General features: G+C 33.9%; 16 protein-coding genes. 4 read left to right on the top strand and 12 right to left on the bottom strand.

Annotated features, from left to right (window positions below):
• Positions 1-63 precede the first annotated feature (63 nt).
• From remB to ACFFGA_RS04605, 8 genes are all read right to left on the bottom strand, one after another.
• On the bottom strand, positions 64-2,169 hold the full coding sequence (gene remB, locus ACFFGA_RS04640; RefSeq protein WP_386060335.1) for a gliding motility outer membrane protein RemB: 2,106 nt from the start codon (positions 2,167-2,169) through the stop codon (positions 64-66).
• Positions 2,170-2,278: 109 nt separating this feature from the next.
• Entirely contained in the window at positions 2,279-3,073 is a 795-nt protein-coding gene (locus tag ACFFGA_RS04635; protein ID WP_386060333.1) for an energy transducer TonB, read from the bottom strand.
• Between the two features lie 116 nt (positions 3,074-3,189).
• Positions 3,190-3,918 carry an energy transducer TonB gene (locus tag ACFFGA_RS04630; protein WP_386060330.1) on the bottom strand — a complete coding sequence of 243 codons (729 nt, stop codon included), beginning with the start codon at positions 3,916-3,918 and terminating at the stop codon, positions 3,190-3,192.
• 66 nt (positions 3,919-3,984) lie between these two features.
• Positions 3,985-4,335, bottom strand: a complete 351-nt coding sequence (locus ACFFGA_RS04625; protein ID WP_386060327.1) for a VanZ family protein — start codon at positions 4,333-4,335, stop codon at positions 3,985-3,987.
• A 4-nt stretch (positions 4,336-4,339) separates the two neighbouring features.
• Entirely contained in the window at positions 4,340-4,720 is a 381-nt protein-coding gene (gcvH, locus tag ACFFGA_RS04620) for a glycine cleavage system protein GcvH (protein ID WP_386060324.1), read from the bottom strand.
• A gap of 60 nt (positions 4,721-4,780) precedes the next feature.
• Complete coding sequence (sov, locus tag ACFFGA_RS04615) at positions 4,781-12,112, bottom strand: T9SS outer membrane translocon Sov/SprA (protein ID WP_446697944.1); 7,332 nt, start codon at positions 12,110-12,112, stop codon at positions 4,781-4,783.
• 5 nt (positions 12,113-12,117) lie between these two features.
• The gene (ruvA, locus tag ACFFGA_RS04610) at positions 12,118-12,699 is read right to left on the bottom strand and encodes a Holliday junction branch migration protein RuvA (protein WP_386060321.1); all 582 of its coding nucleotides are present in this window, start codon (positions 12,697-12,699) and stop codon (positions 12,118-12,120) included.
• 77 nt (positions 12,700-12,776) lie between these two features.
• Positions 12,777-15,059: an NADP-dependent malic enzyme gene (locus ACFFGA_RS04605; RefSeq protein ID WP_386060318.1), complete on the bottom strand. Its 2,283-nt coding sequence runs from the start codon at positions 15,057-15,059 to the stop codon at positions 12,777-12,779.
• A gap of 106 nt (positions 15,060-15,165) precedes the next feature.
• Between ACFFGA_RS04605 and ACFFGA_RS04600 the strand changes: the two genes are divergently transcribed.
• From ACFFGA_RS04600 to ACFFGA_RS04585, 4 genes are all read left to right on the top strand, one after another.
• The gene (locus ACFFGA_RS04600) at positions 15,166-17,532 is read left to right on the top strand and encodes a DUF5686 and carboxypeptidase-like regulatory domain-containing protein (protein WP_386060315.1); all 2,367 of its coding nucleotides are present in this window, start codon (positions 15,166-15,168) and stop codon (positions 17,530-17,532) included.
• 79 nt (positions 17,533-17,611) lie between these two features.
• Positions 17,612-19,231 (top strand): tetratricopeptide repeat protein, encoded by a 1,620-nt coding sequence (locus ACFFGA_RS04595; RefSeq protein WP_386060312.1) that lies wholly within the window; start codon positions 17,612-17,614, stop codon positions 19,229-19,231.
• 167 nt (positions 19,232-19,398) lie between these two features.
• Entirely contained in the window at positions 19,399-19,521 is a 123-nt protein-coding gene (locus ACFFGA_RS04590; RefSeq protein ID WP_386060309.1) for a hypothetical protein, read from the top strand.
• A gap of 2 nt (positions 19,522-19,523) precedes the next feature.
• Positions 19,524-21,119 carry a T9SS type A sorting domain-containing protein gene (locus tag ACFFGA_RS04585; protein ID WP_386060306.1) on the top strand — a complete coding sequence of 532 codons (1,596 nt, stop codon included), beginning with the start codon at positions 19,524-19,526 and terminating at the stop codon, positions 21,117-21,119.
• Positions 21,120-21,174: 55 nt separating this feature from the next.
• Here the strand turns inward: ACFFGA_RS04585 and queG are convergent, their stop codons facing one another.
• The 4 genes from queG to ACFFGA_RS04565 form a co-directional block, all read right to left on the bottom strand.
• Positions 21,175-22,074 (bottom strand): tRNA epoxyqueuosine(34) reductase QueG, encoded by a 900-nt coding sequence (gene queG, locus ACFFGA_RS04580; RefSeq protein WP_386060642.1) that lies wholly within the window; start codon positions 22,072-22,074, stop codon positions 21,175-21,177.
• Positions 22,075-22,158: 84 nt separating this feature from the next.
• Positions 22,159-23,499, bottom strand: coding sequence for a cytochrome-c peroxidase (locus ACFFGA_RS04575; protein ID WP_386060303.1), 1,341 nt, complete (start codon positions 23,497-23,499; stop codon positions 22,159-22,161).
• A gap of 193 nt (positions 23,500-23,692) precedes the next feature.
• Positions 23,693-24,715: a Holliday junction branch migration DNA helicase RuvB gene (gene ruvB / locus ACFFGA_RS04570; protein ID WP_386060300.1), complete on the bottom strand. Its 1,023-nt coding sequence runs from the start codon at positions 24,713-24,715 to the stop codon at positions 23,693-23,695.
• A 185-nt stretch (positions 24,716-24,900) separates the two neighbouring features.
• Positions 24,901-26,694, bottom strand: coding sequence for a cytochrome c oxidase subunit I (locus ACFFGA_RS04565; RefSeq protein ID WP_386060297.1), 1,794 nt, complete (start codon positions 26,692-26,694; stop codon positions 24,901-24,903).
• Positions 26,695-26,720 lie beyond the last annotated feature (26 nt).

Raw genomic sequence — 26,720 nt, 5'->3', positions numbered from 1 at the left:
GAAAATTGATTATGAGCAACGTAAAAGACTAGTTTTATAGAAACCAAAAAACAGAAACTACTTTTAGAAATCATTATACCAATTAAACAAATCCGTTCTAACACCAATACTAAACCAAAATGTATTAGAGTCCATCGTTGTAGCTGTAATTGCATCTGGATTAAAATCTCTGTAAATAATATTTGTAAAGAGTTTTAAATTGGTTTCTGGATTCAATAAATACCCAGCTTGTAGTTCAGTCATAAAACTATTGGTTTTATTCCCTTGACCTATTGTTATTCCTGTATCAGCATTACGTTCATTATAATCTCTATAAATATCACCTCCATAAGAAAAACTATCTTCTTCAGTATTAAAATCGAAACCTCTCTTCCCTATGATAAATTTTGCATCAGCAAACCAACGTTTGTAATTGTAACGACCAATTAAAACCAATTCCTTAAAATTGGCTCCCCAAAGGTGCGCCATAGGCTGATTAAAATGACCATAGTTTAAAACAATTGTATTATGAGAATAGGTGTAAGGACGTACTTGGTTATACTCAGCTTGCAGCAATAAATTATCTACCTTGAATGCATTGTAGTACTTAACACCCAATTGATAACCATATTTGTTCTTCCAGCTTTTATTACCACCTGTAATGTCACTAAGTGAAAACTCATCAAGAATAAATTGCCCATAAAGATTAACCTTATTGTTCCATTTGTATTTTCCACTTAATCCTAAAATGGCATTTCCGGCTCCTTGACCAGTTTGAAACTCTATAGCTCTAAAAAATATAATTGGGTTTAAATAATTTACATCAAAACCTCGTCCATTAGTATCTGCCCACATTACAGACTCAAACAAACCTATATTTAATCGTTTAGACACATTCCAACTTAAGTAATGATTTGCCATATACTTTGTTAAAAAAGCGTCATCTTCAACAACTTCTGGCCTTACATCTTTTAACCACATCCATGTACTAGTGTACTTTATTTTCCAAAAGCTAGTGTTCAATTTTAAAAATGGATACGGACTAGATACATCACTTTGCAATAAGGAACGATAACCATCACCTATAAAATTTTTTCCATGTCCAAATTGAATATTTAGAAAATCGGCTGGAGTATAAGATAAATACGCTTCGGCAACAGGATAGTCATACGAGTTTTCTTTAAAACGCTTTGCAATACCACGTCCTGGAATAATGGCAGGATCTGGCCCAAAAGCCTTTAGACTTTCTGCATAGCCATTAAAATAATCCGCAAAACGACCTTGACTTTCGTAAATTGAAGCTGATAAATTAAAACGTTTTCCTAAACCAGCTTGTACAAAAACACCTCTTGTATTGTTCCAAGTTGACCCAGAATCTCCTTCGGAATCGCTTCCAACTTGTAAATCCAAAATAGGATCTATTGTAAACCAATAATCCTTACCTTGTATTTCTACCAAATGCTCATTATATAATTTTCTACCAAACCAAGAGTCGGTATCTTTTGCCAAGCTCTCTTTTTCCGCTTTTATATCGTAATACTTTGCAACATCATTGTAAATAAATGGCTTGGATGCTGTATGGCTATTGGTACCTATGGCATTTATTTCATCATCAAAACGTGCGTAGTACGAGTGTGTAAAAGGAATATTTAACTGACTAGTATATTCTAGTTTTTCATAAGTCTTAAGTTGCGCATTAACCGCATCATATTCATTAGACAATGTTGCATTAAGACTATCTGCCTCTGTTAGTTTCGTCTCTGTAGTTTCTATAGAAGTGTATTTAGGCTCAGTCAGCGGAATAGCAACAGTTAAGCTATACTGAACAAAGGTCGGCTTGCCGTTATATGTTGCAGGTTTAACTTTAGGAAGCATTTTGAATACACGTCTTGCCTCATCCTTTAATTCATCATTAATAGCATCGGCATAAATCACTTTGAAAGCACCTTCTTTATCAACTTCAAACAAAATCTGAATATCACCTTGATAAGCTTCATCCAGAGTTGCTTGTGGCACTTTAAAGTTGTTATACACAAAACTATTTAGTGTATAATTAAAACAAGGTTTTAATTGTGCCACGGCTAATGAATCGCACTCACTAAAAATTGGAGGCTTTTCATAAGTAGAAATCGTTTGAGCATTACTTAAAAAAGAAATTAATAAAAGGGTTACAAGCCAAAAATGCTTCATAGAAAAGACTTAGTTTTTATGGTCGAAAGATACTTAATTTTTTTAGTAACCATAAAACAAAAAAACCGCTATCTAGTTGATAACGGTTTAGTTTGTGGTAATGGACTAATTAATCCCTTACATAAAATGTTATTGGCAGTGTATATATAACACCAACAGCTGTATTTCTTTGATAACCTGGTTCCATATTAGGAATTTTATTTATTAAGCGATCCGCTTCTTTCTCTAAAGCAGGATGCGGCCCTCTTACTTTTACATTTGTAACTGTTCCATTTTTATCAATGGTAAATTGCGTGTATATTTTTTGTTTACCAGAAAGTCCGTATTCTTCAGCAAGACTGGTGTTGAATTTATTATATACCAACTTGGTAATCTTTTCGGACATGCATTTTTTTCGTTGATCGTTAGTTGTGTATTTCTCACAACCTGGATAAATTGGCGCCTTTTCTATTTTAATAAAATCTACAGGAGGAAGATCTTTAGGCTCTTCAATGACATCAATATCACCTACATCTACAGGTTCTGGTGCTGTTTCTGGTGCATCTGGCGTAAAAATTTTATCCTCAATCTTTGGTTCATCATTTTCCACCTTTTTGTATTTATCACTCAAAAAGGTGCTTCGTTCCACTTTTGGTTCAGGTTTTTTAACCTGGACTTCTTCAACCTTATATACAGGAGCCACATCAATAGTAGCGACCTCATCAATGGTTACAGTATCTGGAATAATAATTTTTTCCTGAAACTGCATTTCAAAAAGTGCATAAGTACCCAATAAACAAAGTATCAACCCTATTTGGAAATATAGGGTTGAGTTTTTTTGTAAATTTGCATCATGCTTTTGTGATTTCTTTACTTCAACAACGCTCTGACCAGCGTTATTGAAATCTTTTTTAGAGTTTTTCATAATACGTATTATTTAAAATGTTAATATTATGATAAAGTCACAATAAGCATACCAAAACGAAAATCCCGTCCAATTAATTTTGAACGGGATTTTTATATGTAAAAAATATTTATTCTTTAGTCTTGTACTTGGAATACAATTGGTAACGAGTAAGGTACAATTACAGCCTTACCTCTTTGCTTACCTGGCTTCATTTTAGGAAGTAAGCCAATAACACGTTTTGCTTCTTTTTCTAATGCCGGGTGAGGACCACGAGCACCAACCTGTACTACATTTCCGTTTTTATCTATCTTAAACGAAACGAAAATACGTTTTTTACCCGCTTGCAGACCTAAATCACTAGCAAGGTCTTTGTTGAATTTTTTATTAACTAATTTCTGTACTTTTTCAGACATACAAGCTTTTTTAGCTGCGTTTCCTTTTTCATTTTCACAACCAGGGAAAATTGGCACGTTTTCAATTACAGAGAATGGTACCTCAATATCTTCTTCTACTTCTTCTACCTCTACTTCTTCAACTTCTACAATTTCTGTATCCATTTCAGTTTCTGTAGATTCTATAACTGTTTCCTCTACTTCCTCTTCATCTTCTACAACTTCAATAATCTCTGGAGCAGCAGGTGGTGGAGGTGGTGGAGGTGGTGGAGTTATAATCTGTTCTGTAATTGGCACTTCTTCTTCTAATTCATCATCTAAATTAAGTGAATCGGCAACTATATTACTTTTATCGTAAGTTTTATAGTTAATTGCCATATAGGTAATACCTAACATTAAGGCAAGACCAACTGCAAAGAAGAGTGAGCTGTTACGGCTTACGTCTGATTTAGGATTCTTTTTAGGTTCCATAGTACTTTTCTTTATTAGAGTGTCGCTAATTTAACTAAATAATAGCTAAAAATGCAACACTTGGAGTTATTTTAACTTAATAATATTGAATTTATGAACAATTAATGTGCCAAATAATACACCTAAGCAGTTTGCCATTAAATCATAAACATCATAAGTTCTGTTTGGATTAAGTTGATGCTGAATTAACTCTAACACCACACCAAATGCTATAACACTTACAAATACTATGGTATTGGTATGCCTTTTATGAGATGGCTTGAAATAAGTTGTCCATAAAAATGCCAACACAAGGTAAGCTACAAAATGATATATTTTATCATCAAAGGATGAACCCAAACTGGGCACATTGTTCAAATTGACAACACTAGCAATAACCAGCACAACAGTGTAAACCATTGCAACAGGCAATAGCATTTTTTTAACCACTTATAATGGCTTTATAGTCGTCTGCTGATAACAAATCATCAACCTGAGAAGCATCAGAAATTTTTATTTTTATCATCCAACCTTCACCATAAGGATCTGTATTTACCTTTTCTGGCTCGTCTTCAAGGTTTTCATTAAATTCAATGATTTCACCAGATAGTGGTAAAAACAAATCAGAAACAGTTTTAACGGCTTCTACAGTACCAAAAACTTCTTCAACGTCTAGAGTTTCATCTAAAGTGTCTACTTCTACATAAACGATATCACCTAATTCTCCTTGTGCAAAATCAGTAATGCCAACTGTGGCGATGTCGCCATCAATTTTAATCCATTCGTGGTCTTTGGTGTACTTTAATTCTGATGGTATATTCATCTGTAATGTTGTAAATAATTAATGAAACAAATGTAATTTTTTAATTGCTTCAATTCAAAATTAATTACCAAAATTATATCTTAAGGTAATTCCAGATCGTATTGATGTTTGCGGAAATGATGTTGAAATGGCAAAATCTGAAAACGTATAATCAAAATAGAAAATAGCCGTTAGGTTTTTACTAAATGCATAATCCGCTGAATACTTTAATCCCCAAATAGTCTGACCAGCTGTTACTTGGTTATTTTCTAAATCCAGATATCTAATAATTGTTTTGTTATCTCTAACCGAAACATCCGCTCGCATATTCAAATCACTTTTTATGATTTGTTTTGGTCCTGCAAGTGCGGAACGAATACGCAAATCTTTAATTCTATAACCTAAGCCTAAGGTGTATTCTCTACCTTGTATTTCGGTCATTAAATTATTGTCAAAACTCAATGAAAGCAATCTGTCTGTTTTAACCTCTGCTAAAACTTTAATTGAGTTTTTCATTTCAAACTCTAAACGAATTAAAGGACTGAATTGCTCTTCTAAATTGATATTACTGAATAAAGTCTTATTTTTAAAATTACCTGACTGATCCAAAGCTTCTTCTGGTTGGTCATCATAGGCTTCACCTGTATTACCGGCTTCAAAATCTAAATTAGTTCTAAACTGATTAATTGTATATCTAGATCTGTAACCATGCTGAATTGAAAAACGTCTAAACGTCTTTTTAAACCAAGGAATTTTCATTAAACCTGTGTACTTTAATGTCCAGTTTGGTATTGGTACATCTCTAAAGGCACTCGTTGTTATTTTTTTAGGATCTGACCCTTGATAAGCTGATAAAAATGCTGGTATTAATACACGCTGACTGTTTTTACCAAAGCCTTCAGGATAACCTTCAGCGTCAACGTTAAACGGTGTATCACCGTAAAATTGTCTTGCTAATCGGTTTGCTATTACTAATCTATTAGCTCTAAAATCATCAAATGGAGCAGATTGATTTTCGTCACTCTTACTAAAAGCAGTTTTTATTAATGCTGTTGATATGTTGAAGTTTCCAAATGAATTGGTAATTAGTTGCTCATAGCGATCACTCAAACCATCTAAACCATCTTCAGGGTCATCCACACCTTTAAATGTTTCAGCAACATTTTTTGCATAGGTTCTATTTCCAATCAAATCGATTTTTAAATCACGCATTGGCTCAATATTCACAGAATAGTCTAGCGTTTTGTTGGTTACTTCTGTGTACTGCTGATTGAATTCCGGGAATGTTGTTAACCAACCTTCTCTTGCCACTTTATTTCTAATGTCTTGCTGACTTCCAAATGTATAACCTAAAGTTGGTTTTAAAGTCCCTATAAAACCTGGAGTTGGCAAATAACCTGGCAAATAAGTACCATTATTTTCGGTATAACCAAACTGAATACGCTTTACCATAGTAACAATGTCTACCATAGTATTATACGCTTTTTTTCCTGTACTTAATTTGTTTGGATCTTGAGGTTGTTGCGGATTATCCTTATCATTCAACGATGCATTTGGAGTAGCAGTACGCGTTTTTGGTTGTGCATTTCTCGTTCTTCCTCGACCTCTTTGATTACCCTTTTTTACAAAACCTATAGATTTATAAAAGGTTTCCATATTAAGGGTTGAGTTGATATTGTGCGTATTAGAATTTTGAATAGAATGTCCTAAATTATATGTCCGTGGCACATCTGGAGTCGTTGGGTCATTATCTAAATCAACTTCAATTTCAAGTCCTTCATTAAGGTCTGATCCTTTTTGCCATTGGAATGTACCGTTATAAGCGTAAGTTGTTCTTAGGAAGCTTAGTGCAGGAATTTTGTATAACGGTAACTCGTAGTTAACTTGAATTTGTTGTGTCTGATAATTTGGATCTCCAAAATCAAAGAAACCATCCCATACATTTAATTCCGGGTCTTGCCTTCCGTTGATACGGTCATCAATAAAATAATTACGTACTATATTATTATTGGCTGCTGTAAAATTTAAACTTAAAGCATCTGTAATATTATAGTTTATAGCATATTGAAAATCGAAAGTATAATTTCTTCTATACAGTTCTTCGATACCAATATTATTTCCACCCAGTTCTACTTCTCTAAATTTTTGTCTACTAAATTGTCGATTAATATCAGTACTTACAGTGAAGCTTGAAGGCAATAAATTAAAATTAAAATCTTTTAAAATCTTCCAGTTTTTACCTGTAAACAGGGAATCGTTATTTTTAAAAGGTTCAATTCTTACAGGCTGAAACGCATAATTGTAATTAACTCCAGCTCTAACATTTTGATCTAGCGCATTTTCAATTTCAAAATCACGATGCTCAACCTTGTTGTATGAATAATTGAATGTTAAATTTTCAACATCATAGAATCTCTTTTTGGCTTCACCCATTTTTTGTTTTCTTACTCCAATGAAATTGATGCTTTTCCTTTTGGTGTAGTCTTCAGATTGTCGTCTTATTCGGTCTTCATCTTCACTAGTTTCTGCAGCATCTAAACGCGATTCTAGGGTAAGATCATTATAGAACTGATCATATTTTGGTGTCACTAATTCTTCGCTTTGTGCATAATTAAAAGGTATTTGAATTCCCCATTTTTTAGGTAATAACTGACCCAATTGCACATTGGTAACGACATCGTATTGTTGTACATCCTCAAGACTTCGTTCATTTGGCCCTTGGTCTATACTACCAAAACCTATTGTACTACGTCTTCCTGTAGCACTAACATCTGCAAAATCTGCAATGTTAGAATCCATACTAACTACAGCTGCCCAACCACCTTGGTTCTCTAAGTCGGACATTCTTAGCTCATTAAACCAAACTTCACCACACACATTAGAACTTGTTGATCCTGAATTTTTAACACCAACCATTAACACTCTAATATCTCCAAAATTAGGATTACCTTTTATTGCTACACGTTGCTGACCAATAGGTAAATTAGAAAATTCTAAAACAGAGTCTTCACTCAACTCATTATTTATATAATCAAAAAATAAAGGAACATTCTCAGTTGGAGGGTTTTCAATGTACCTTGACTTAATTTGCTGTAAGATTTCCAGAGGCACATTTATCTCGTTTTCAACAGGCCAAGCTTCATCCGCTGGTGTAGTTTGATTAACAAACCCTGTGTTTTTTAATGGTACTTCTATTTGATAAAAGTTATCGGTAAAATCATTACCCATTCTAATGAAGCCAACCATTTCTCCATCGTCTAACATTTGGCCTTCTTGCTGTTGTGCATGGATAAACATACGTAAGTTTTTATACTGACGCATATCAATACTAATATTTTTAAACACACCTCGAGAATCTTCTGGTTCTAAATCACAAGCTTGCAAAACCAAAGCTTGTTCATTTTGTCTTATAACATTATTGTTATTATTAAGCTCTTCTCGTCTTACGCCAGGAGGACTGACATACACCTCTCCGTTTTCTTGTTCTCCAATAATAGCAACATTAAATTCAGCATTAGCACTATTGTTAGTTGGGTCATTATCTAAATCCAAAGTATAACGCCTCCAATCACTTCGCACCAAATCTAGTGTAGCAAAACGCAATACTGTTTTCTCGGTAAATTCTCTAAGATATAATCTAGCAAAACGAACTGATCTAATATCTGAAATACCACCTATTGTATTTGTTGGTTCGTTAATAGGTAATCTAAACTGATACCATTTAACATCTCTTTGGTCTCCATTTGGTAGTGTAACTGTTCTTGGTTTTATATCATTAATTTGAGGGTTATTGATATTAAGACTTGCAGGAGTCATTTCTACCTCATACTCATAATAGCTATCAATAGTATTCATGGTGTTATCACGGTTAATATCCTCTACGTCTGGCTGAGTTGTAGAACCTCTATTAGTATCCGTGAATACATCTGGTGTATTACCTTCTAGTCCGTTGTAGCGCTTATAGCGCTCATAAATATCACCATCAGTGTTTAAATAATACCTATAATTATCTCTAGATGGATCTTCACCAAAATTATTTGCTCCAAAAATCTCAGTCAACATTTGACTTTCCTCTACATCATCATAACCATCTAAACCAACATCTTGGTTAGTACGTTCTTGCCCTGTTGTAGCAAAGGTGTATATTAAAGATTGATTTTGAGGCACTACATAAGGTGAACTTGGTTGTAAAGGATCTGCCTGTAAAAATTCTATATTACCATCATCTGGCAATCCATTTTCATATTGCTTTTTTCCATCTTTCAGCACATCTTCCGAGATGTTACCAAGGTTAATTGTAAGTTTTCCACCCGAACTTGATGGATTGTCTAAAAATGGATCTTGCACCCAAAACTCAATATATTCTACATTAGCCTGTTCAAAATCTGTAGAAGTTATCTGTCTTGTAATACCTGCCCAACTTTGGCTTGGGTTTAATGTATTATTGGTAGCATTAGGATCAAAATTATATGGCCCACGCTCTGTTGGATAATAGGCTAAGTCTAAGGTATTGATTACCGACGTTTGGCCTTGTACAATATCAATTTGCGGAAAAATTTCTTCGATAAAAACTCGTCTGGTGTACAAATCTGAAACGTCATCATCATCAATACCACTTGGTCTTTGGCTACTATAAAAAATTGGATCTATAGTGTACCAGTTTAAAAATGCTCTACCATATCCATTTTCAATGCCATTGTTGTCATTTCCTGGTATTGTAGCTGGCAACTCCTTTGGCCTACTCGATAATGACCAAGATAATGGACTAGACAAATCAATTGAGCCTTGCGTACCTTCAAAATCATCAATATAAGCCGTAGCTTCTCCGTCAAAATCTGTGCCTTTTGGTGCACCAGGTAACAGATAGGCAAACTCACCTCTTAAAGACAAGTTAGACGGCACATCTGTATCTACATTTGGAAGTTTATTAACCAACCGTGTTAAGAATGGAACTTCAGTTGAATAGTTACCATTAAAACCAAAAATAGTATTGTTAATAGGCTCTGAATTATAATTTGCCTTCTGCGTTATTGGTCTTTCATTAAGATTTAATAACGTGGCACCTAATACAAAGTTTTCATTAAACTGATGCTCAATATTAACACCTGTAAAACGTCTTGTCTGTTGTCCAAATACTGCATTGTTTTCTACCGAAACATTGATTGGAGTATTTGATGCTTTTAAGGCTTCATCTAAAATTTCTACACGACCCAGTTGGTAATTTACTGTATAATCAATGCCTTCTACCAAAACTCTACCACCAGCAGTTACTCTTACAGACCCTCTTGGCACATTGAACGCTCCTATTGGGATTCCACCATCACCTCCACTACTTTTAAAACGTCCTTTTATTTGAAACTTATTCTTTTCTGCTTCGTTTAAAGCCTGTGTTTTAGTGGACTTATAGAGTAAATCGTAAACGTACTTCTCTTGGTTTTCGTTAGGATATGTATCCAATTCGTAATCTGCATCGTTGTTATTTGGGTTACCATCATCATCCAAAACATCAAATAAATAGCGACCAAAAGGTTCTGCTTTGGTGAAGATAATTTTTCCATTTTGAGTTAATACCGTTATCCCATTTACATAATCAAAAAAGCCATCACCTCTTTCTTGAGGGTCATTATTAGAATTTAGCCTGTCTAAATGAAATAAACGAATTAAGGGAGTTTCACTAATCTCAGTATCGTCTCCTGTAAAAGGTGTGTTATTATCAAAAGGTGGAAATGTAGTATTCTCAACTGGTCTAATGTAATTGAGTGCAGAGGCTTCAGTATAAAAAATGTTTAATCTAAAATCTTCTTGACTCAACTGAAACGCACCTGTATCGTAGATGTTTTTCATCATTAAATCCCAAATTGGTTGCTCTACTGAAGTTACGGCACTTTTAAGCATTTTTAGAACCAAGCTTTGGTTATTAACCACTTGATTTCCATTAGTACCATCGCTAACTTCAGTTGCATCTACTCCATCGTTAGCAAATTCACCAACCTGAAACACTTCACCTCCTCTAGTATATTGAAATGCAACAGCCAAAACTTCGTCATTAAGTAAACGCTGGTTTAATGATATGTATCCTAATTCTGAGTTTAAAACATAATCTTGTCCTTCTTGGAGTTTTCTAGCTGCTTCTAATTTTCCGTAATCAAAACCTTCGTTAACATTAACTAGAACACCAGCTTCAACATTTGTAATATCTCTTACTGATTGTGTTAATAATGAACCTGGTCCACCAATGTTGGATGGGTCGAAATCATTATTTCCATTATCTGGTAATGGATTTGGATTATTTACAAATCCTGCAGGCAATGGATTTAACCCAATATTTTCTCCTTGCGACTCACCTAAATCTTGAAACGCTACAATATTCCTAACATTCTCCGTTTGGTTGTTTCTGTTTGTTACCCAAACTTCCACACGTGTAATTTGCAACCCTTGATTATCAATAAAAGGATATTGCAATAAGGCATCATCATAATTATCCCTAAAATAGTGTGATAAAAAGTAGTGCCTGTTTTCATCATAGTCTCTTGCATAGAACTCAAACTCTTCTACTGTACCACCTCCTTGGGCGACTACAGATTTTGATTGCGATTGTTGTTCAGAAAATACAGCTGTTACTCTTGTTTTACCAAATTGCAATTCGGTTTTTACACCAAAAAGGCTTTGAGCTCCTGTTATTAAGGAGCTATTTAAAGGCATATTTACATTACCAACTTCTATTTTTCTGACAATATCATCTTCGGTTGGTGTGTATTCTAACTTAATGAGTTGTTGAAAATCAAACGTAGCTTCAGTATCATAATTTGCAGTAACCTGAAGCCTTGTACCTACTTTTCCAAGTAAACTTAAACCAATCCTTTGGTCAAAATCAAAGGTAAAGTTGGTTCGGTTTCTTGGTGAGAATGATGGGTTATCCTGTTTTGAGAACAGTACTCCCAAGTCCACTTCTGCATAACCACTAGGAATTACATTTATGGTATTTCCTCCAAAGATGGTTTCAAATAAACCAGAATTGACATAGAACTCTGGCAAAAGGTTCTTTTGATCTTCTTCAGAACCCTCCTTTTGTCCTGCGGCTGCATCTGCCATTTGCTTGTAATACTCCCTTAATTTTTCTTGAAGTACTAATTTCTGAAATTCTTCTGGAGTAAGTATTAATGGGTAGTTGATATTGAAATTTCCTATTTTTTCTGTATATACATAACGGTCTAAAATAGGGTCGTAAGTATATTTAGAAACAATACTGTTTGGGTTTGGCATATTTAGCTTCCCAAAAGCAAAAGTGGTCTTTGTGGAATCTTGTTCAGTCTCGGTTTCTTGCGCAAATGAAGATGTGCTCATTAGCATCATTAACACTATGGCGCTATAAAAACCAAATAAGTTGAGTAGATTATAGTTAGTTTTATTCAATTGTATTATAAATTTTTTAGAGCTTCTTTTATAATGTGCTCTACTTGGGCATCTGGTTGTACTTTTAAAATTCTATCAACAACTTTTTCCGATTGTTTTTTATTAAATCCTAAAACATCTAAAGCAGATAACGCTTCATCTTTATTCCTATTGTTTGGTGTAAGAGAAAGTTCGTCTATACCGTAGACTTTTAACACTTTATCTTTTAAATCTATAATAACACGCTGCGCCGTTTTTGCACCTATACCTTTAACACTTTGAATTAGTGCCACATCCTCACTAGCTATACCTTCCTTAACCTGTTCTGGTGTTAATGAAGATAACATTGTACGTGCTGTATTAGCACCTATGCCACTTACTGAGATTAGCAACTTAAATATCTCTCGCTCTGTTTTAGATGAAAAACCATATAAACTATGCGAATCTTCTCTAACTTGAAGATAAGTATATAGCTTTAAATGCTCTCTATCTGGAATTTGTGAAAATGTATGGAGTGATATATTAATAAAATACCCTACACCATTGCAATCGATCACAATGTCAGTAGGATTTTTTTCAACAAGTTTGCCCTCTAAGTGCGTAATCATTTATTAACTAAGCTTAAAAACCCAAATGTAATAAAATTATTTACATTATAAGGGCAAGATAAAGACTAAGAAGATATCTATTTTTGCTGCCTTTTTTCGCGTTCTTGTGCATCGATAACCGAAATGGCTGTCATATTTACAATTTCATCTACGCTAGCACCCAACTGTAAAATATGCACAGGCTTTTTCATACCCATCATTATTGGTCCAATGGATTCTGAATTATTAAGTTCTTTAAGCAACTTATAAGTAATGTTTGCCGCATCTAAATTTGGAAAAACTAATGTATTTACTTTCCTGCCTGCTAATTTTGAAAACGGGAAAATATCTTGAAGCATTTTAGCATTTAGTGCAAAATCTGTTTGCAACTCACCATCAACTACCATATCTGGATATGCTTTATGTAAGTACGCCACAGCTTCTCTTACTTTTTCGGCTCTTGGGTTGTCTGAAGATCCAAAGTTAGAATAAGATATCATCGCTGTAACTGGTTCTATGCCAAACATTTTAGTTACTCTGGATGTCATACGAGCAATCCTTGCCAAGTCCTTAGCTGTTGGGTCTATGTTTATTGATGTGTCACTTAAAAACATTGGCCCGCGTTGGGTCATCATTACATTTGTTGTAGCAACTCTAGAAATACCGTCTGCCATTCCAATCAGCTCTAACATTGGCTTAACAACTGAAGGGTAACTTCGAGAATATCCTGTAATTAACGCATCTGCATCACCAACATTTACCATCATTGCTGCGTAATAATTTCGCTCTCGCATTACTTTTTCGGCAGAGTAAATAGTGACACCTTTTCGTTTTCTTTTTTCCCAATAAGCCCTTGCGTAACGGTTTTTACGCTCTAGCTCTTCATCTGACTTAGGGTCGATGATTGGTACATCTGCATCAAATTCAATCTCTTTCATTAAATTAATGATAGTATCCTTTCTACCTAGTAAAATAGGATGAGCAACACCTTCTTCATATACAATTTGAGCCGCTTTAAGGACATCGAGTTGGTCTGCCTCTGCAAATACAACACGTTTTGGATTAGTACGTGCTCTACCTAATAATTGACGAACTAACTTATTATCTGAGCCTAGTCGTTCTAAAAGTGAATTTCTATAGCGATGCCAGTCTTCAATAGGTTCTTTAGCAACACCACTTTCCATAGCTGCTTTTGCAACTGCAGGTGGCACTTCTGCAATTAATCTTGGATCAAATGGTTTTGGAATAATATAATCTTTTCCAAAGGTTAATCGGGTTTCGTTATAAGCAAGATTAACTTGCTCTGGAACCGGTTCTTTTGCTAATCTAGACAAAGCCTTTACCGCTGCCATTTTCATAGCCTCATTAATCTTAGTGGCTCTAACATCTAGAGCACCTCTAAAAATAAATGGAAATCCGAGTACATTATTTACTTGGTTAGGATGGTCACTACGACCTGTTGCCATGATTATATCATCTCTTGTATCTATAGCTAACTGATAGCTAATCTCTGGGTTTGGGTTAGCCATTGCAAACACAATAGGGTTTGCCGCCATAGATTTTAACATCTCTGGTGATACAATATCTGCCATAGACAACCCAATAAACACATCAGCATTTTCCATGGCCTCTTCAAGCGTGTCTATTTTACGATGTGTAGCAAATTCAGCTTTTTCTGCACTTAAATTTTCCCTGTCATCTCTTATAACGCCTTTACTATCCAGCATTACAATATTTTCACGCTTTGCACCAAAGGCTTGATACAAACGTGTGCAGGAAATTGCGGCCGCACCAGCACCACTCACCACAACTTTAACTTCTTCTATTTTCTTTTTAGCAAGTTCTAGAGCATTTAATAGTGCAGCAGCAGAAATAATTGCCGTACCATGCTGATCATCATGCATTACTGGAATATCTAACTCTTCCTTTAAACGACGCTCAATTTCAAAAGCTTCTGGTGCTTTAATGTCTTCGAGGTTGATACCTCCAAATGTTGGAGCTATGTTTTTTACGGTTTCAATAAATTCATCAATATTTTCAGTATCGACTTCAATATCAAACACATCAATATCTGCAAAAATTTTGAAAAGTAAACCTTTTCCTTCCATAACAGGTTTAGACGCTTCAGGTCCAATATTTCCTAACCCTAAAACCGCTGTTCCATTAGAAATTACAGCAACCAAATTTCCTTTTGCTGTGTATTTATAAACGTTTTCTACATTTTTTTCAATCTCTAAGCATGGCTCTGCCACTCCAGGAGAATATGCCAAGGACAAATCTCTTTGAGACGCATATTTCTTAGTAGGTACTACTTTTATCTTTCCTGGTGTTGGCTTTGCATGATATACTAATGCTTCTATACGCTTACTTTGCTTGCTCATAATCTAATTGGATTAAGCCGCAAAGATACGTAATGAAAATGGGTCTAAAATTCAATAGTTTCAAAAATTGTACGTTATTTAGCAAAGCTGCTAACCAAAAATATTAATGAAAAACCTCCTTTTAATAGCTATAGCTCTTTGCGGTTTTATTGCTAGTGCTCAAAATATCAGAAAGTTAAAGCTAATAGACGAAGACACGAAGAAAGTTATTCCGTTTGCAAATATTCTTTTTAATACCGAAACACATAAAGGCACATCAACAGATATTGATGGAATTTTCCATTTAGACGAAGCCATAAAAACTATAACTATTAGCTATGTTGGCTACGCGACTAAAACTGTAGTTGTAGAAGACATTGTGAACAATACGATTACTCTGAAACAAACTATTAGTGAGCTCGATGAAGTTGTAATTGATGGCGAAAATCCTGCGCATCGTATCATTAGATTGGCTGTTGCTAATAAAGACCTTAATAATCCTGAAAATTTAAACTCTTACACCTACAAATCTTACGACAAGATTATTATAACATCTGGAAACCAAAAAAAGGAAAGAGATACTATTAGAGAAAAACTCGATAGTATTATGAAAGGTTCTTATTTTTTTATCACAGAAACTATTGCCAAACATAAATATCTGAAACCAAGATTTTCTGAAGACAGTGTTATAGCAACGAGATCCTCTGGATTTAAAAACCCTCAATTCGCCATGTTAGCGAATGCATTTCAGCCATTTTCTTTTTATGAAGAACATATTTCATTGTTTGAAACAAATTACCTAAACCCTATTTCTAAAGGTAGTACACGTAAATATAAATTTAGACTTAAAGAAGAATATATTAAAGGTAATGATACTGTTTTCGTAATTTCCTTTGAACCAAAAAGCAATAGAAATTTTGAAGGTCTAAAAGGCTTACTACAAATCAATTCTAATAAATATGCTGTACAAAGTGTGGATGCTACGACATTTAATTCAGGAAAAATTAATGTTACCATTCAGCAGAAGTACAATTATATTGAAAATTCGTATTGGTTTCCTGAACAATTAAATTTTGAAATTACTGTTGGTGAAGGTTTTGGAAGCGCTAAGTATGTAGGCAAAAGTTATTTGTCTGAAATTAAACCTAATGCATCTTTGTCTAAAAAAGATTTTCCTTTTGTTTCTGTAACATTACCTAAAGGAGCGAGCTCTAAAGGCGAAAACTTTTGGTCACTAAACAGAAGGGACACCTTAGACTTTAGAGAAAAAAGAACATATGTTTTTATAGATAGTATAGGTGAGAAAATAAAAATAGATAAGATTTTTAACTTATTACCTAGTCTGCTTAAAGGACGTATTCCTTTTAAATATGTTGATGTAGATATAAATCAACTATTACGATATAACAAATACGAAGGCAATAGACTCGGGTTGGGCTTGTATACAAATGACGATATTTTTAAAGATGTCTCCATTGGTTGTTATGCGGCTTATGGTTTTAAAGATAAAGCCTGGAAATATGGTGGAGATCTTTTAATTGAAGTGCTAGGAAAAAAAGATATTTCTTTTCATCTTAGCTATGTAAACGATTTACGCGAAACAGGCAATTTCTCTGGTAATAGCGTTGAAAACCCTTTTGTGCAGCGCAACTGGATTGCTAGCCAAATGGATGGCATAGAAGCCTACAGCATTAATACCAACATGAAACTCTACAGATATATAAATTGGTCTTTAGGCTTTAATACAGCCAAAGTTACTCCGCTTTATGATTATCAATTTGTGCATAATGGCTCTTCAATCACCAATTATACAAACTCTGAAATAAATCTGGGTATTGGTTACCACGTAAAAGAAAAGCTGGTTAACAACTTTGGTATCACAACCAGAATGCCTAATGATGCACCTGTATTCAACCTTATATATTCGAAAGGGTTAAACGGGACTTTTGACAGTGATTTTAGTTATAACAAATTACGATTGACGTTAGACCATAGTTTTATTACCAAAGGACTTGGTAAAACAACTTACCGTTTAGATTTAGGCTATATAGATAGTACACTTCCTTACGGATTATTGTTTACTGGAGAAGGTACTTACGATAAAGATATTCCTTTTGTTGTTCGAAATTATTTTCAAACAGTTGTACCTTATGAGTTTTTATCAGACAAATACGCACATCTTTTTACTACGCATAATTTTGGAAGATTATTTAATAACAAAGGTTATCTTCAACCAGATATTTTATTGCACAACAACTTTGGAGTTGGTAGTTTAGATGACACTTCATCTCATCAAAGTATAGCTTTTAAAACCAAAGAAAACATTTTTTTTGAAACCGGTTTAGAACTTCAAAACCTTATTAAAATACCAGTTATGGAATTAGGTTATTTTGGAATTGGAGTTGGTGCCTTTTACCGTTATGGTTATCATCATCTAGAAAAATCCAGTGATAATTTTGCCTTTAAATATTCTATGGGCTTTAGTTTTAAGTAGACTAGTGTAGCAAATTACTTATTGGTAGCGCATAAAGATTTAGCGTAATATTTTCTATCTTTAAATTTTATCGCAATCTATGCCACGCTTCTTAATTTGTATATTTTTTTTATTTGGTAGTTTATGTTATAGCCAAGTATCTGTAGATAAATTAATTGATAGTTTAAATTTAAGTTCTACTACAGAAAAGAAGATAGACTTATGCCAGAAAATTGCTCTAGAATTAAAATATTCTGATTGGCAACGCGCGAATACATACTTAGAATTAGCAGAAAGCGAAGCGAATAAAACAGATAATCCCGATAAATATTTAGGACCCATTTATGATGACATTGCTTCTTTATACTACTCTAAGGATGTATTTGATGTGACATTAGATTATTACCTAAAAGCTTACAACATTTATGAAAAAGCCAATAATAGTAAAGCTTTAGCAAAATCTGAAAATAACTTATCCATCGTTTATGCTAGACTCAATAATAAAGAAAAAGCCTTAGAGCATTTTCAAAATGTTTATAATAATCTAAAGCAAAAAAACGACTCATTGGGATTAGCACAAATCCTAAATAACATGGGTACGCTCTATCTCGAACAAGATATAGACTCTGCTTTAAATTACTATCTAAAGTCGTATACCATTTCAAAATCGCTCAACAACGATAACTTAAGCGCCTATATCTATACCAATTTGGCTAGGGCTTATATGACGAAGGATGATACGCTTCAAGCAAATTTCTATTTCAAAAAAGCACTTTCAACTACAAATACTGCAATTTCTGATCCATTAAAAGCTTTTGTATTCCACACATTATCCCAGCATTATTTAAAACAACAAGAAAACGATTCTGCAATAATTTATGCAAAAAAAGCTGTAGATTTAATGGAGAATAATTATTACACTTTTAATAATCAAGATGCTATTAATACGCTGTACAAAGCCTATATAAATAAAGAAGATTATAAAAATGCAGTGAACTATTTTGAAGCTTTCAATACGATAAGAGATAGCTTAAATATTGAAGAAAAAGCTGTTAATGTAGAACGGTTAAAACTTCAGCAAGAGTATAAAACGCGTGCTCAAATACAAGAGTTGAAAGACTCAAAACAACGTTTTAAATATCTATTAATTGGTTTGAGTTTAGTGGCAGGTATTTTGGCATTATCAATTTTACTGATTAAGTATAAAAACCGAATTACCAAAAACCGATTAGAAAAGAAACTTCTAGAAGCCAAACAACAAGAGCTCAGGCAAAGTCTTGATGCTAAAAACAAAGTACTCATAGGTAAGGCAATGACAGAAATGAATCGTACTGATATTATTAATGGTATTTTAGAAGACCTTAAACAGATAAAGTTAAAAGCGGTAAAGAAAGAAACCCAAAGTGCCATTGATTTTATTTTGAAGCGTTTGCAACGTGATTTAAATACTGACATTTGGAAAGAATTTGAGGTTAGCTTTGAGCAGGTACACAAATCATTCTATAAAAACTTAAACAAAGCGCATCCTGATCTTACTCCAAAAGACAGACGACTTTGTGCTTTATTATTTTTGGATCTTACCTCAAAAGAAATTTCCCAAATTACAGGACAATCATTTAAAGCTGTTGAAAATGCACGTACCAGATTACGTAAAAAATTGGATCTTACCAACGAAAAAATTAATCTTTCTACATATTTAAACTCACTTTCTGTGAGTTAGAGCACACTTTTTTAAATTTATTAAATAACTAATAATCAATTTTTTGAATAATTTTGAGTGTTATCTATTGGGCAAAAATATAGTGTTGAGTGTTTTAACAATAGGTGATTTTTAGACTTCATATAATTTGTGTTATAAGTTTGTGTCAGAATGATAAAGCATCTTTTATGCCTTCAAAATCAAAACAACAAAACAAAAGTTTAGATGAACTTTTAGAGGACTCTAAAACAAAAAAAGAGGCTTTAAAGAAAATCATCAAAAAAATTAATACTAACACAAAATCAAAATAATTATGAAAAAGATTACTCTTATCTTAGTTTGCTTATTTTCAACACTATTTGTTGCTGCTCAGTGGAATACCGATACTGCTATTAATACACTAGTAGCAGATGCCGATTCTAGCGTTCCTCGATCAATTGTTGGCTCAGATGGTTCTACTTATATTGTTTTTTGGAAGGAATTACCATCACCAGACAATTACGAATTAAGAATTCAAAAATTGGATGCTATGGGCAATCAATTATTTGGTACAGAAGGAAAGTTAATTAGCAATACTATGCCAATGAGCTCATTTACTCAAGTTAAGTCGGTTGCCATAGATGCCAACGACAACATCTACGTTGGTGCAACAGCAACCTCAGGAAATGGTGGATATGCCTTTAAAGTAGATAGTAATGGAAACAACCAATGGACAAGCGATGGTATTAGTTTGGGTACAGCTTATATAGTAAGAATGTGGCCATTATCTAACGGAGAGGTTATTATTTCTATGCTAAATGGTTCTAGTTATAATGGAGAAATGCAAAAATACTCAGCTAATGGAACTCCTGTTTGGGCAACTCCTACGGCTGTAGAATCTCTTAGCGCACCTGCCAACATTTACGAGATGTCTAATGGAGATGTTGTTTGTCTTTACCATAAACTGGGAAGTGGAGTTACGTCAACTATATATGCACAACGCTTTAATTCTACAGGAGCTAGTGTTTGGGCATCACCTACACAATTATTCTCTAGTAACAACAATACGGTTTATAATGTTATCTATTATGGAGCACAAGATGGAGATGTCGTTTATTACTCATATAAGCTCGCTCATGACAGTCGTTTTGATGCTTATGTACAACGTATTAATCCAGATGGAACACTACCTTGGGGAATTAACGGCGTGGATTTTGACACCAATCAAACCAATTATGAGCAAGAAATTCAGATAGCTTTAACTCCCGGTTCTCAATATGTATATGCTTTATGTAGATATACAGATTCAGGTCAAGGTAATGTTGGTATTTATTTACAAAAATTTGATAAAGTAACTGGTGCCAGAATGCTAACTGACAATGCAAAAGCAGTTTATAGTATGGGTTCAGGTGTCAATCCTTTGGGTGATTTTAGAGTAACAAATGACCACCCTGTTTTTTTAACATCGCTCGGAAACAATCTTGATATGGTCCTACTAGATAGTAATGGTGATTTTGTATGGACAGAAGAGTCTAAACCTGTTGCAACTTTTGCAGCTGCGAAAAGCAATGTTAATCTTCATGCTAAATCAAACAATGAATTTGTAATTACATTCTTAGAAGATAAAGGTAGTGGTTCTAGAGTTTATGCTCAAAACTTTACAGATGCAGCGTTGTCTATAGACGACGTAAATTCAACTAGCGCTTTACAATTTACCAATCCAATTACTAATGAATTAAAATTAAAAAGTAGTAATACTATTAATTCTGCTCAGGTCTATAATACATTAGGACAATTGGTTTATAAAACTACCAATAACAGCCATAATGAATTAACAGTTAATTCTCAAGACTGGAATCCTGGAATGTATCTTGTTATTGTTTCCGCTGAAAACGGAAACACACAAACCCTAAAAATTATAAAGAAGTAACTATTAATAGCTGCCCCTTTATGAAGCTCTTTTGAAATTATTCAAAAGGGCTTTTTTATTGGTCTTTTAAAAACTCAATATTCCGCTTCAACCCAGAAAACTTAGTACGCTTAACAGCCGACTTTTTAAACACTTGCCTAAAGGTATCTTCTGTAATCTCCTCCCAATCTTTTTTGGTCATGGATAGCAATTCTGGATGAGGGTTGAATAATGGTTCTTTATGTGATTTAGAAAATCGATTCCATGGACACACATCTTGGCAGATGTCACAGCCAAACATCCAATCCTCAAATTTTCCTTTAAATTCTGTTGGTATATTTTCTTTGAGTTCTATTGTAAAGTATGAAATACATTTGCTACCATCCACAACATAAGGTTCAGTAATGGCTTCTGTTGGACACGCATCAAGACAAGCTGTACAAGTGCCACAATGGTCAGTTACTGGTGTGTCGTAATCTAATTCTAAATCAATAATTAATTCTGCAATAAAATAGAAAGAACCAACTTGTTGGGTTAGTAAATTGGAATGTTTCCCTATCCAACCTAAACCAGATTTTGCTGCCCAAGCTTTATCTAAAACAGGTGCAGAATCTACAAATGCTCTTCCATGAACCTCACCTATTTCTTCTTGAATAAACTGTAATAATAATTTTAATTTATCTTTAATGACGAAGTGATAATCAGTACCATAAGCATATTTTGAAAGCTTATAGGAATCTTTGGTTTGAATTTCAGAAGGGTAATAATTCAATAGCAAGGATACTACACTTTTAGAACCTTCTACTAATAATGTTGGGTCCAAGCGTTTATCGAAATGGTTTTCCATATAACGCATTTCACCATGCATATTTTTATTTAACCAAGCTTCAAGTCGAGGCGCTTCTGCTTCTAAGAATTCAGCTTTACTAATACCACAAGACAAAAATCCGAGGCGTTTGGCTTCGGATTTTATCATTTCGGTATATTTATGCTTAGTCACTTTATTAGTTTAAAGAACTAAACTACAATAATGTTTTTAAACTTTTAAAATATTATAACTCTAGTTGCATCCTAAATCTGAAGAAGACATATAATCTGCATTGGGGAAACAGTTTCCAGAAGGCAAACTTTCTGGCACATAACGTTGCAAATTATCATCATATAAGGCACTTTCAACAAATGCTGTTAACTGATTGATTTCAGTTTCAGTTAAATTTAATGGTACGAAAAATTGAGATAATTGTGTTGAAGGAACAGCAGCGTTTTCTGCAATCGCTTCGTTCTTATATTCTATAACTTCTTTAACTGAATTAAAAGTTCCGCCATGTCCAAAAAACTGAAGCCCTTTTAAATTATATAACTGTGGTGTTTTAAATTTATAGTCATCATCAGGATTTCCTGTAAAACCGCCACGTCCTTTTTTTGTAGCTTCATCTACAACAGTTAGTACTTCAGGACCTTCTAAATCTCTCATGCCTAAAGCATGAAAATTCATTCCATTAAGTCCTGGCCCTGAATGACATGTATAACAATTACCCTTTTCGAAAAAAATACGAGCTCCAGCTATTTCATCATTATTCATAGCGTTAGCATCTCCATTTAGCCATTTTTGAAATGGAGCTTGGTTTGGTAACAAAATGCGTTCGTAAGCTGCAATGGCTAAACCAGCATTGATTTTTGTATAGCGTTCTGCTTCGGGTGTTTCAGGAAAAGCGTTATCAAAGAGTTCTTTGTAAGACGAATTAATAATTTCATCTGAATCTATAACTAATCTATGGACATCTAAACCTGCTATGGCCTGAATTTCCACACCTTCAAAACCCAAATTATTTACTTCCTTTGGTGTTCCTACAGTCCATGCAGATTGCGTACCTTCATTTGTTCCTACACCACCAAATTGCCCATTCCATAGCATTACATCTTGATAGGCTACATTTAGAACACTTGGAGATCTTATAGGCTGTACATCTAACTCAGCCTCTGCATACATTTGATTTTTAATTCTACCTTCACCATAACTACCAAATCCTAAACCTCCTTCTCCAATACCTTGTTTTATTCCGCTTTGAAACCCTGCATCTACATGATGGCAACTTGCACAAGAATAAGTGTACATACCTTCAGTTTTGTTTGAATTTGTAGCAATCATCGTTTCATGGTATAGTAACTTACCTAGTTCTACTTTGGCTTCAGTAATTGGATTGTTTATATCACTAGGAATTGAATTATAATCTGTTTCTAATGGTAGGATTAACTCAGATGTAGAGCCATATAGTTCAATGATACGGTTTTCTAACACAATGCTACTAGACACAGCTTCATAATCATCTTTATCTGAAAAACAAGATGTAAGTGAGAAAGCAGTTAAAAATAACAATGATTTTAACAGTAGATTTTTCATGATTGATAGACTTTTGGTTAATCAAATATAGATTGATACCTAGCAACGTAAATGACGTTTAGACCAAATCACAAAAAATTAGTTGAATTAATGTAAGGTGTAAATTTAACCGATGAAAAGAAAGTAGAATTCTATTAATCTATTATTAAATAATGACCACTATATACTCATAATTAGATGTTTAAGAAAATTTCTAAAACAGACCTCCTTGCGTTGGTCCTTTTATTTTTCCTAAATGTTTATAAGCTTGTTCTGTTACTTCACGTCCACGAGGAGTACGCATTATAAAACCTTGTTGAATCAGAAATGGTTCATATACTTCTTCTATCGTTTCCGTACTTTCACTTACTGCTGTTGCTATTGTACTAATACCTACAGGTCCACCTTTAAACTTGTCGATAATGGTGGTTAGGATTTTATTATCCATTTCGTCCAAACCGTGAGCATCAACATTTAGAGCTTCAAGTGCAAACTTGGCAATTTTTATGTCAATTTTGCCATTACCTTTTATTTGCGCAAAATCCCTTACGCGTCTTAAAAGTGCATTGGCTATACGAGGTGTGCCTCTACTACGACCTGCGATTTCAATCGCAGCTTCCATAGAAATTGGAACGTTTAGAATTGAAGCACTACGCTGAACAATAGTCGTTAGTAAATCTGTTTTATAGTATTGTAATCGGCTCTGAATACCAAAACGTGCACGCATAGGTGCAGTTAATAAACCTGAGCGTGTTGTAGCTCCAATTAAAGTAAAAGGATTAAGATTGATTTGAACGGTTCTGGCATTTGGACCAGACTCTATCATAATATCAATCTTGTAATCTTCCATAGCTGAGTATAAATACTCTTCTACGATTGGGCTTAATCGATGTATTTCATCTATAAACAAAACATCTCTATCCTCAAGGTTAGTTAATAAACCTGCTAAGTCTCCTGGCTTGTCTAATACTGGTCCAGAAGTTACTTTAATACCAACATCCAATTCGTTGGCCAAAATATGTGCTAAGGTCGTTTTGCCTAATCCAGGAGGTCCATGAAACAATGTGTGGTCAAGGGCTTCTTCTCTAAGATTTGCCGCTTGGACAAATACTAGTAAATTCTCCAATACTTGATCTTGACCTGTGAAGTCTTCAAACGTTAAGGGTCTTAACTTTCTTTCTACATCAAGCTCTTCTGGACTAAAATTATCGTTAGATGGATTTAGGTTTTCGTTCATAGCATCTCCTGCATAGGCAGGAATATTATTAAATAATAAAGATTCTGAAACAAGTTCAGAATGACAAATAGTTTTTAAAGTCGAAATAAATTCAACTTAAAACAAATATAACGAAAAAGCCTTTCTGAAAACAGAAAGGCTTTTGATATTGTGAGTCTCAATTATGAGATCATTTTTTTTTAGAATTAATGTTGTAATTCCTCTTCACCATCATATAATGGCACGTTTTGAGGTACAAAGTCCACATCATGACCTGGCTTACTATAATCATAAGGCCAACGGTAAACATGAGGAATTTCACCTTCCCAGTTTCCATGAATATGCTTTACTGGTGCTGTCCATTCTAATGTTGTAGATTTCCATGGGTTTTGTTCTGTTTTCTTTCCATAGAAAATTGAATAGAAGAAATTCCATAAGTACACCAATTGGAAAATACCACCAACTATTGCAAACATTGTAATAATAACATTTGCATTTGCAGTATCATCAAATAATGGGAAATTAGAGTTTGTATAGTAACGTCTTGGTAAACCTGCCATACCTATAAAGTGCATTGGGAAGAATACACCATAAGCACAAATAGCTGTTACCCAAAAGTGTAAATATCCTAAGTTTTTATTTAGCATACGACCAAACATCTTTGGGAACCAATGGTAAATACCAGCAAACATTCCATATAATGCAGAAATACCCATTACTAAATGGAAGTGAGCAACTACAAAATACGTATCATGTACATTAATATCTAAGGCACTGTCACCAAGAATAATTCCTGTTAATCCTCCTGTAATAAATGTAGAAACAAATCCTATTGAGAACAACATGGCTGGATTCATTTGAAGATTTCCTTTCCAAATGGTTGTTATCCAGTTAAAGGCTTTTACCGCAGATGGAATTGCAATCAATAATGTTGTAAATGTAAATACAGATCCTAAGAAAGGATTCATACCAGAAATAAACATATGATGACCCCAAACTATCGTTGATAAGAAAGCAATAGCCAAAATAGACATAATCATAGCTCTATAACCAAATATAGGCTTACGAGAATTTGATGCCATAATTTCTGAAACTAGACCCATTGCTGGAAGTATTACAATATATACCTCTGGGTGACCTAAGAACCAGAATAAGTGTTCAAATAATACTGGCGAACCACCTTGATAGTGTAACACTTCACCTTGTATAAATATATCTGATAAGAAGAATGAAGTACCAAAACTTCTATCCATTATTAATAATAATGCTGCAGATAATAATACTGGGAATGAAATAATTCCAATTACAGCTGTAATAAAGAATGCCCATATTGTAAGTGGCAATCTTGTCATTGACATACCTTTTGTACGTAAATTTATTACAGTTACAACATAATTTAATGAACCAAGTAAAGATGATGCAATGAAAATTGCCATTGACACCAACCACAAGGTCATACCCATTCCAGAACCTCCTTGAGCCATTGGCAATGCTGATAGTGGAGGATAAATTGTCCAACCTGCAGCTGCTGGTCCTGCTTCTACGAATAATGAGATAACCATTATTACACTAGATAAGAAGAATAACCAATAAGATACCATGTTAAGGAATCCTGATGCCATATCTCGTGCACCTATCTGTAAAGGAATTAATAAGTTACTAAATGTACCACTCAAACCAGCTGTTAATACAAAGAATACCATGATAGTACCATGTATAGTTACAAGTGCCAAGTATATATCAGCATCCATAACACCATCTGGTGCCCATTTTCCTAATAATGCCTCAAATAAAAGGTTTGGTTTTTCTGGCCAAGCAATTTGCATACGGAACATAATTGACATTAAAACACCAATAACTCCCATTATGGTACCTGTTATAAGGTACTGCTTCGCAATCATTTTATGATCTTGACTAAATATATATTTAGTTACAAAAGTTTCTTTGTGATGATGTACGTCGTGATCGTCGTGACCGTGTGTATCTACTGTTGCTGACATAATCTCTTTATCTATTTCTTAAAATG

This window comes from Winogradskyella pulchriflava (assembly GCF_042434315.1).
Lineage (GTDB): Bacteria > Bacteroidota > Bacteroidia > Flavobacteriales > Flavobacteriaceae > Winogradskyella > Winogradskyella pulchriflava.
Note: the sequence above shows the minus strand (reverse complement) of the source record. Positions and strands in the feature narration are given on the sequence as shown.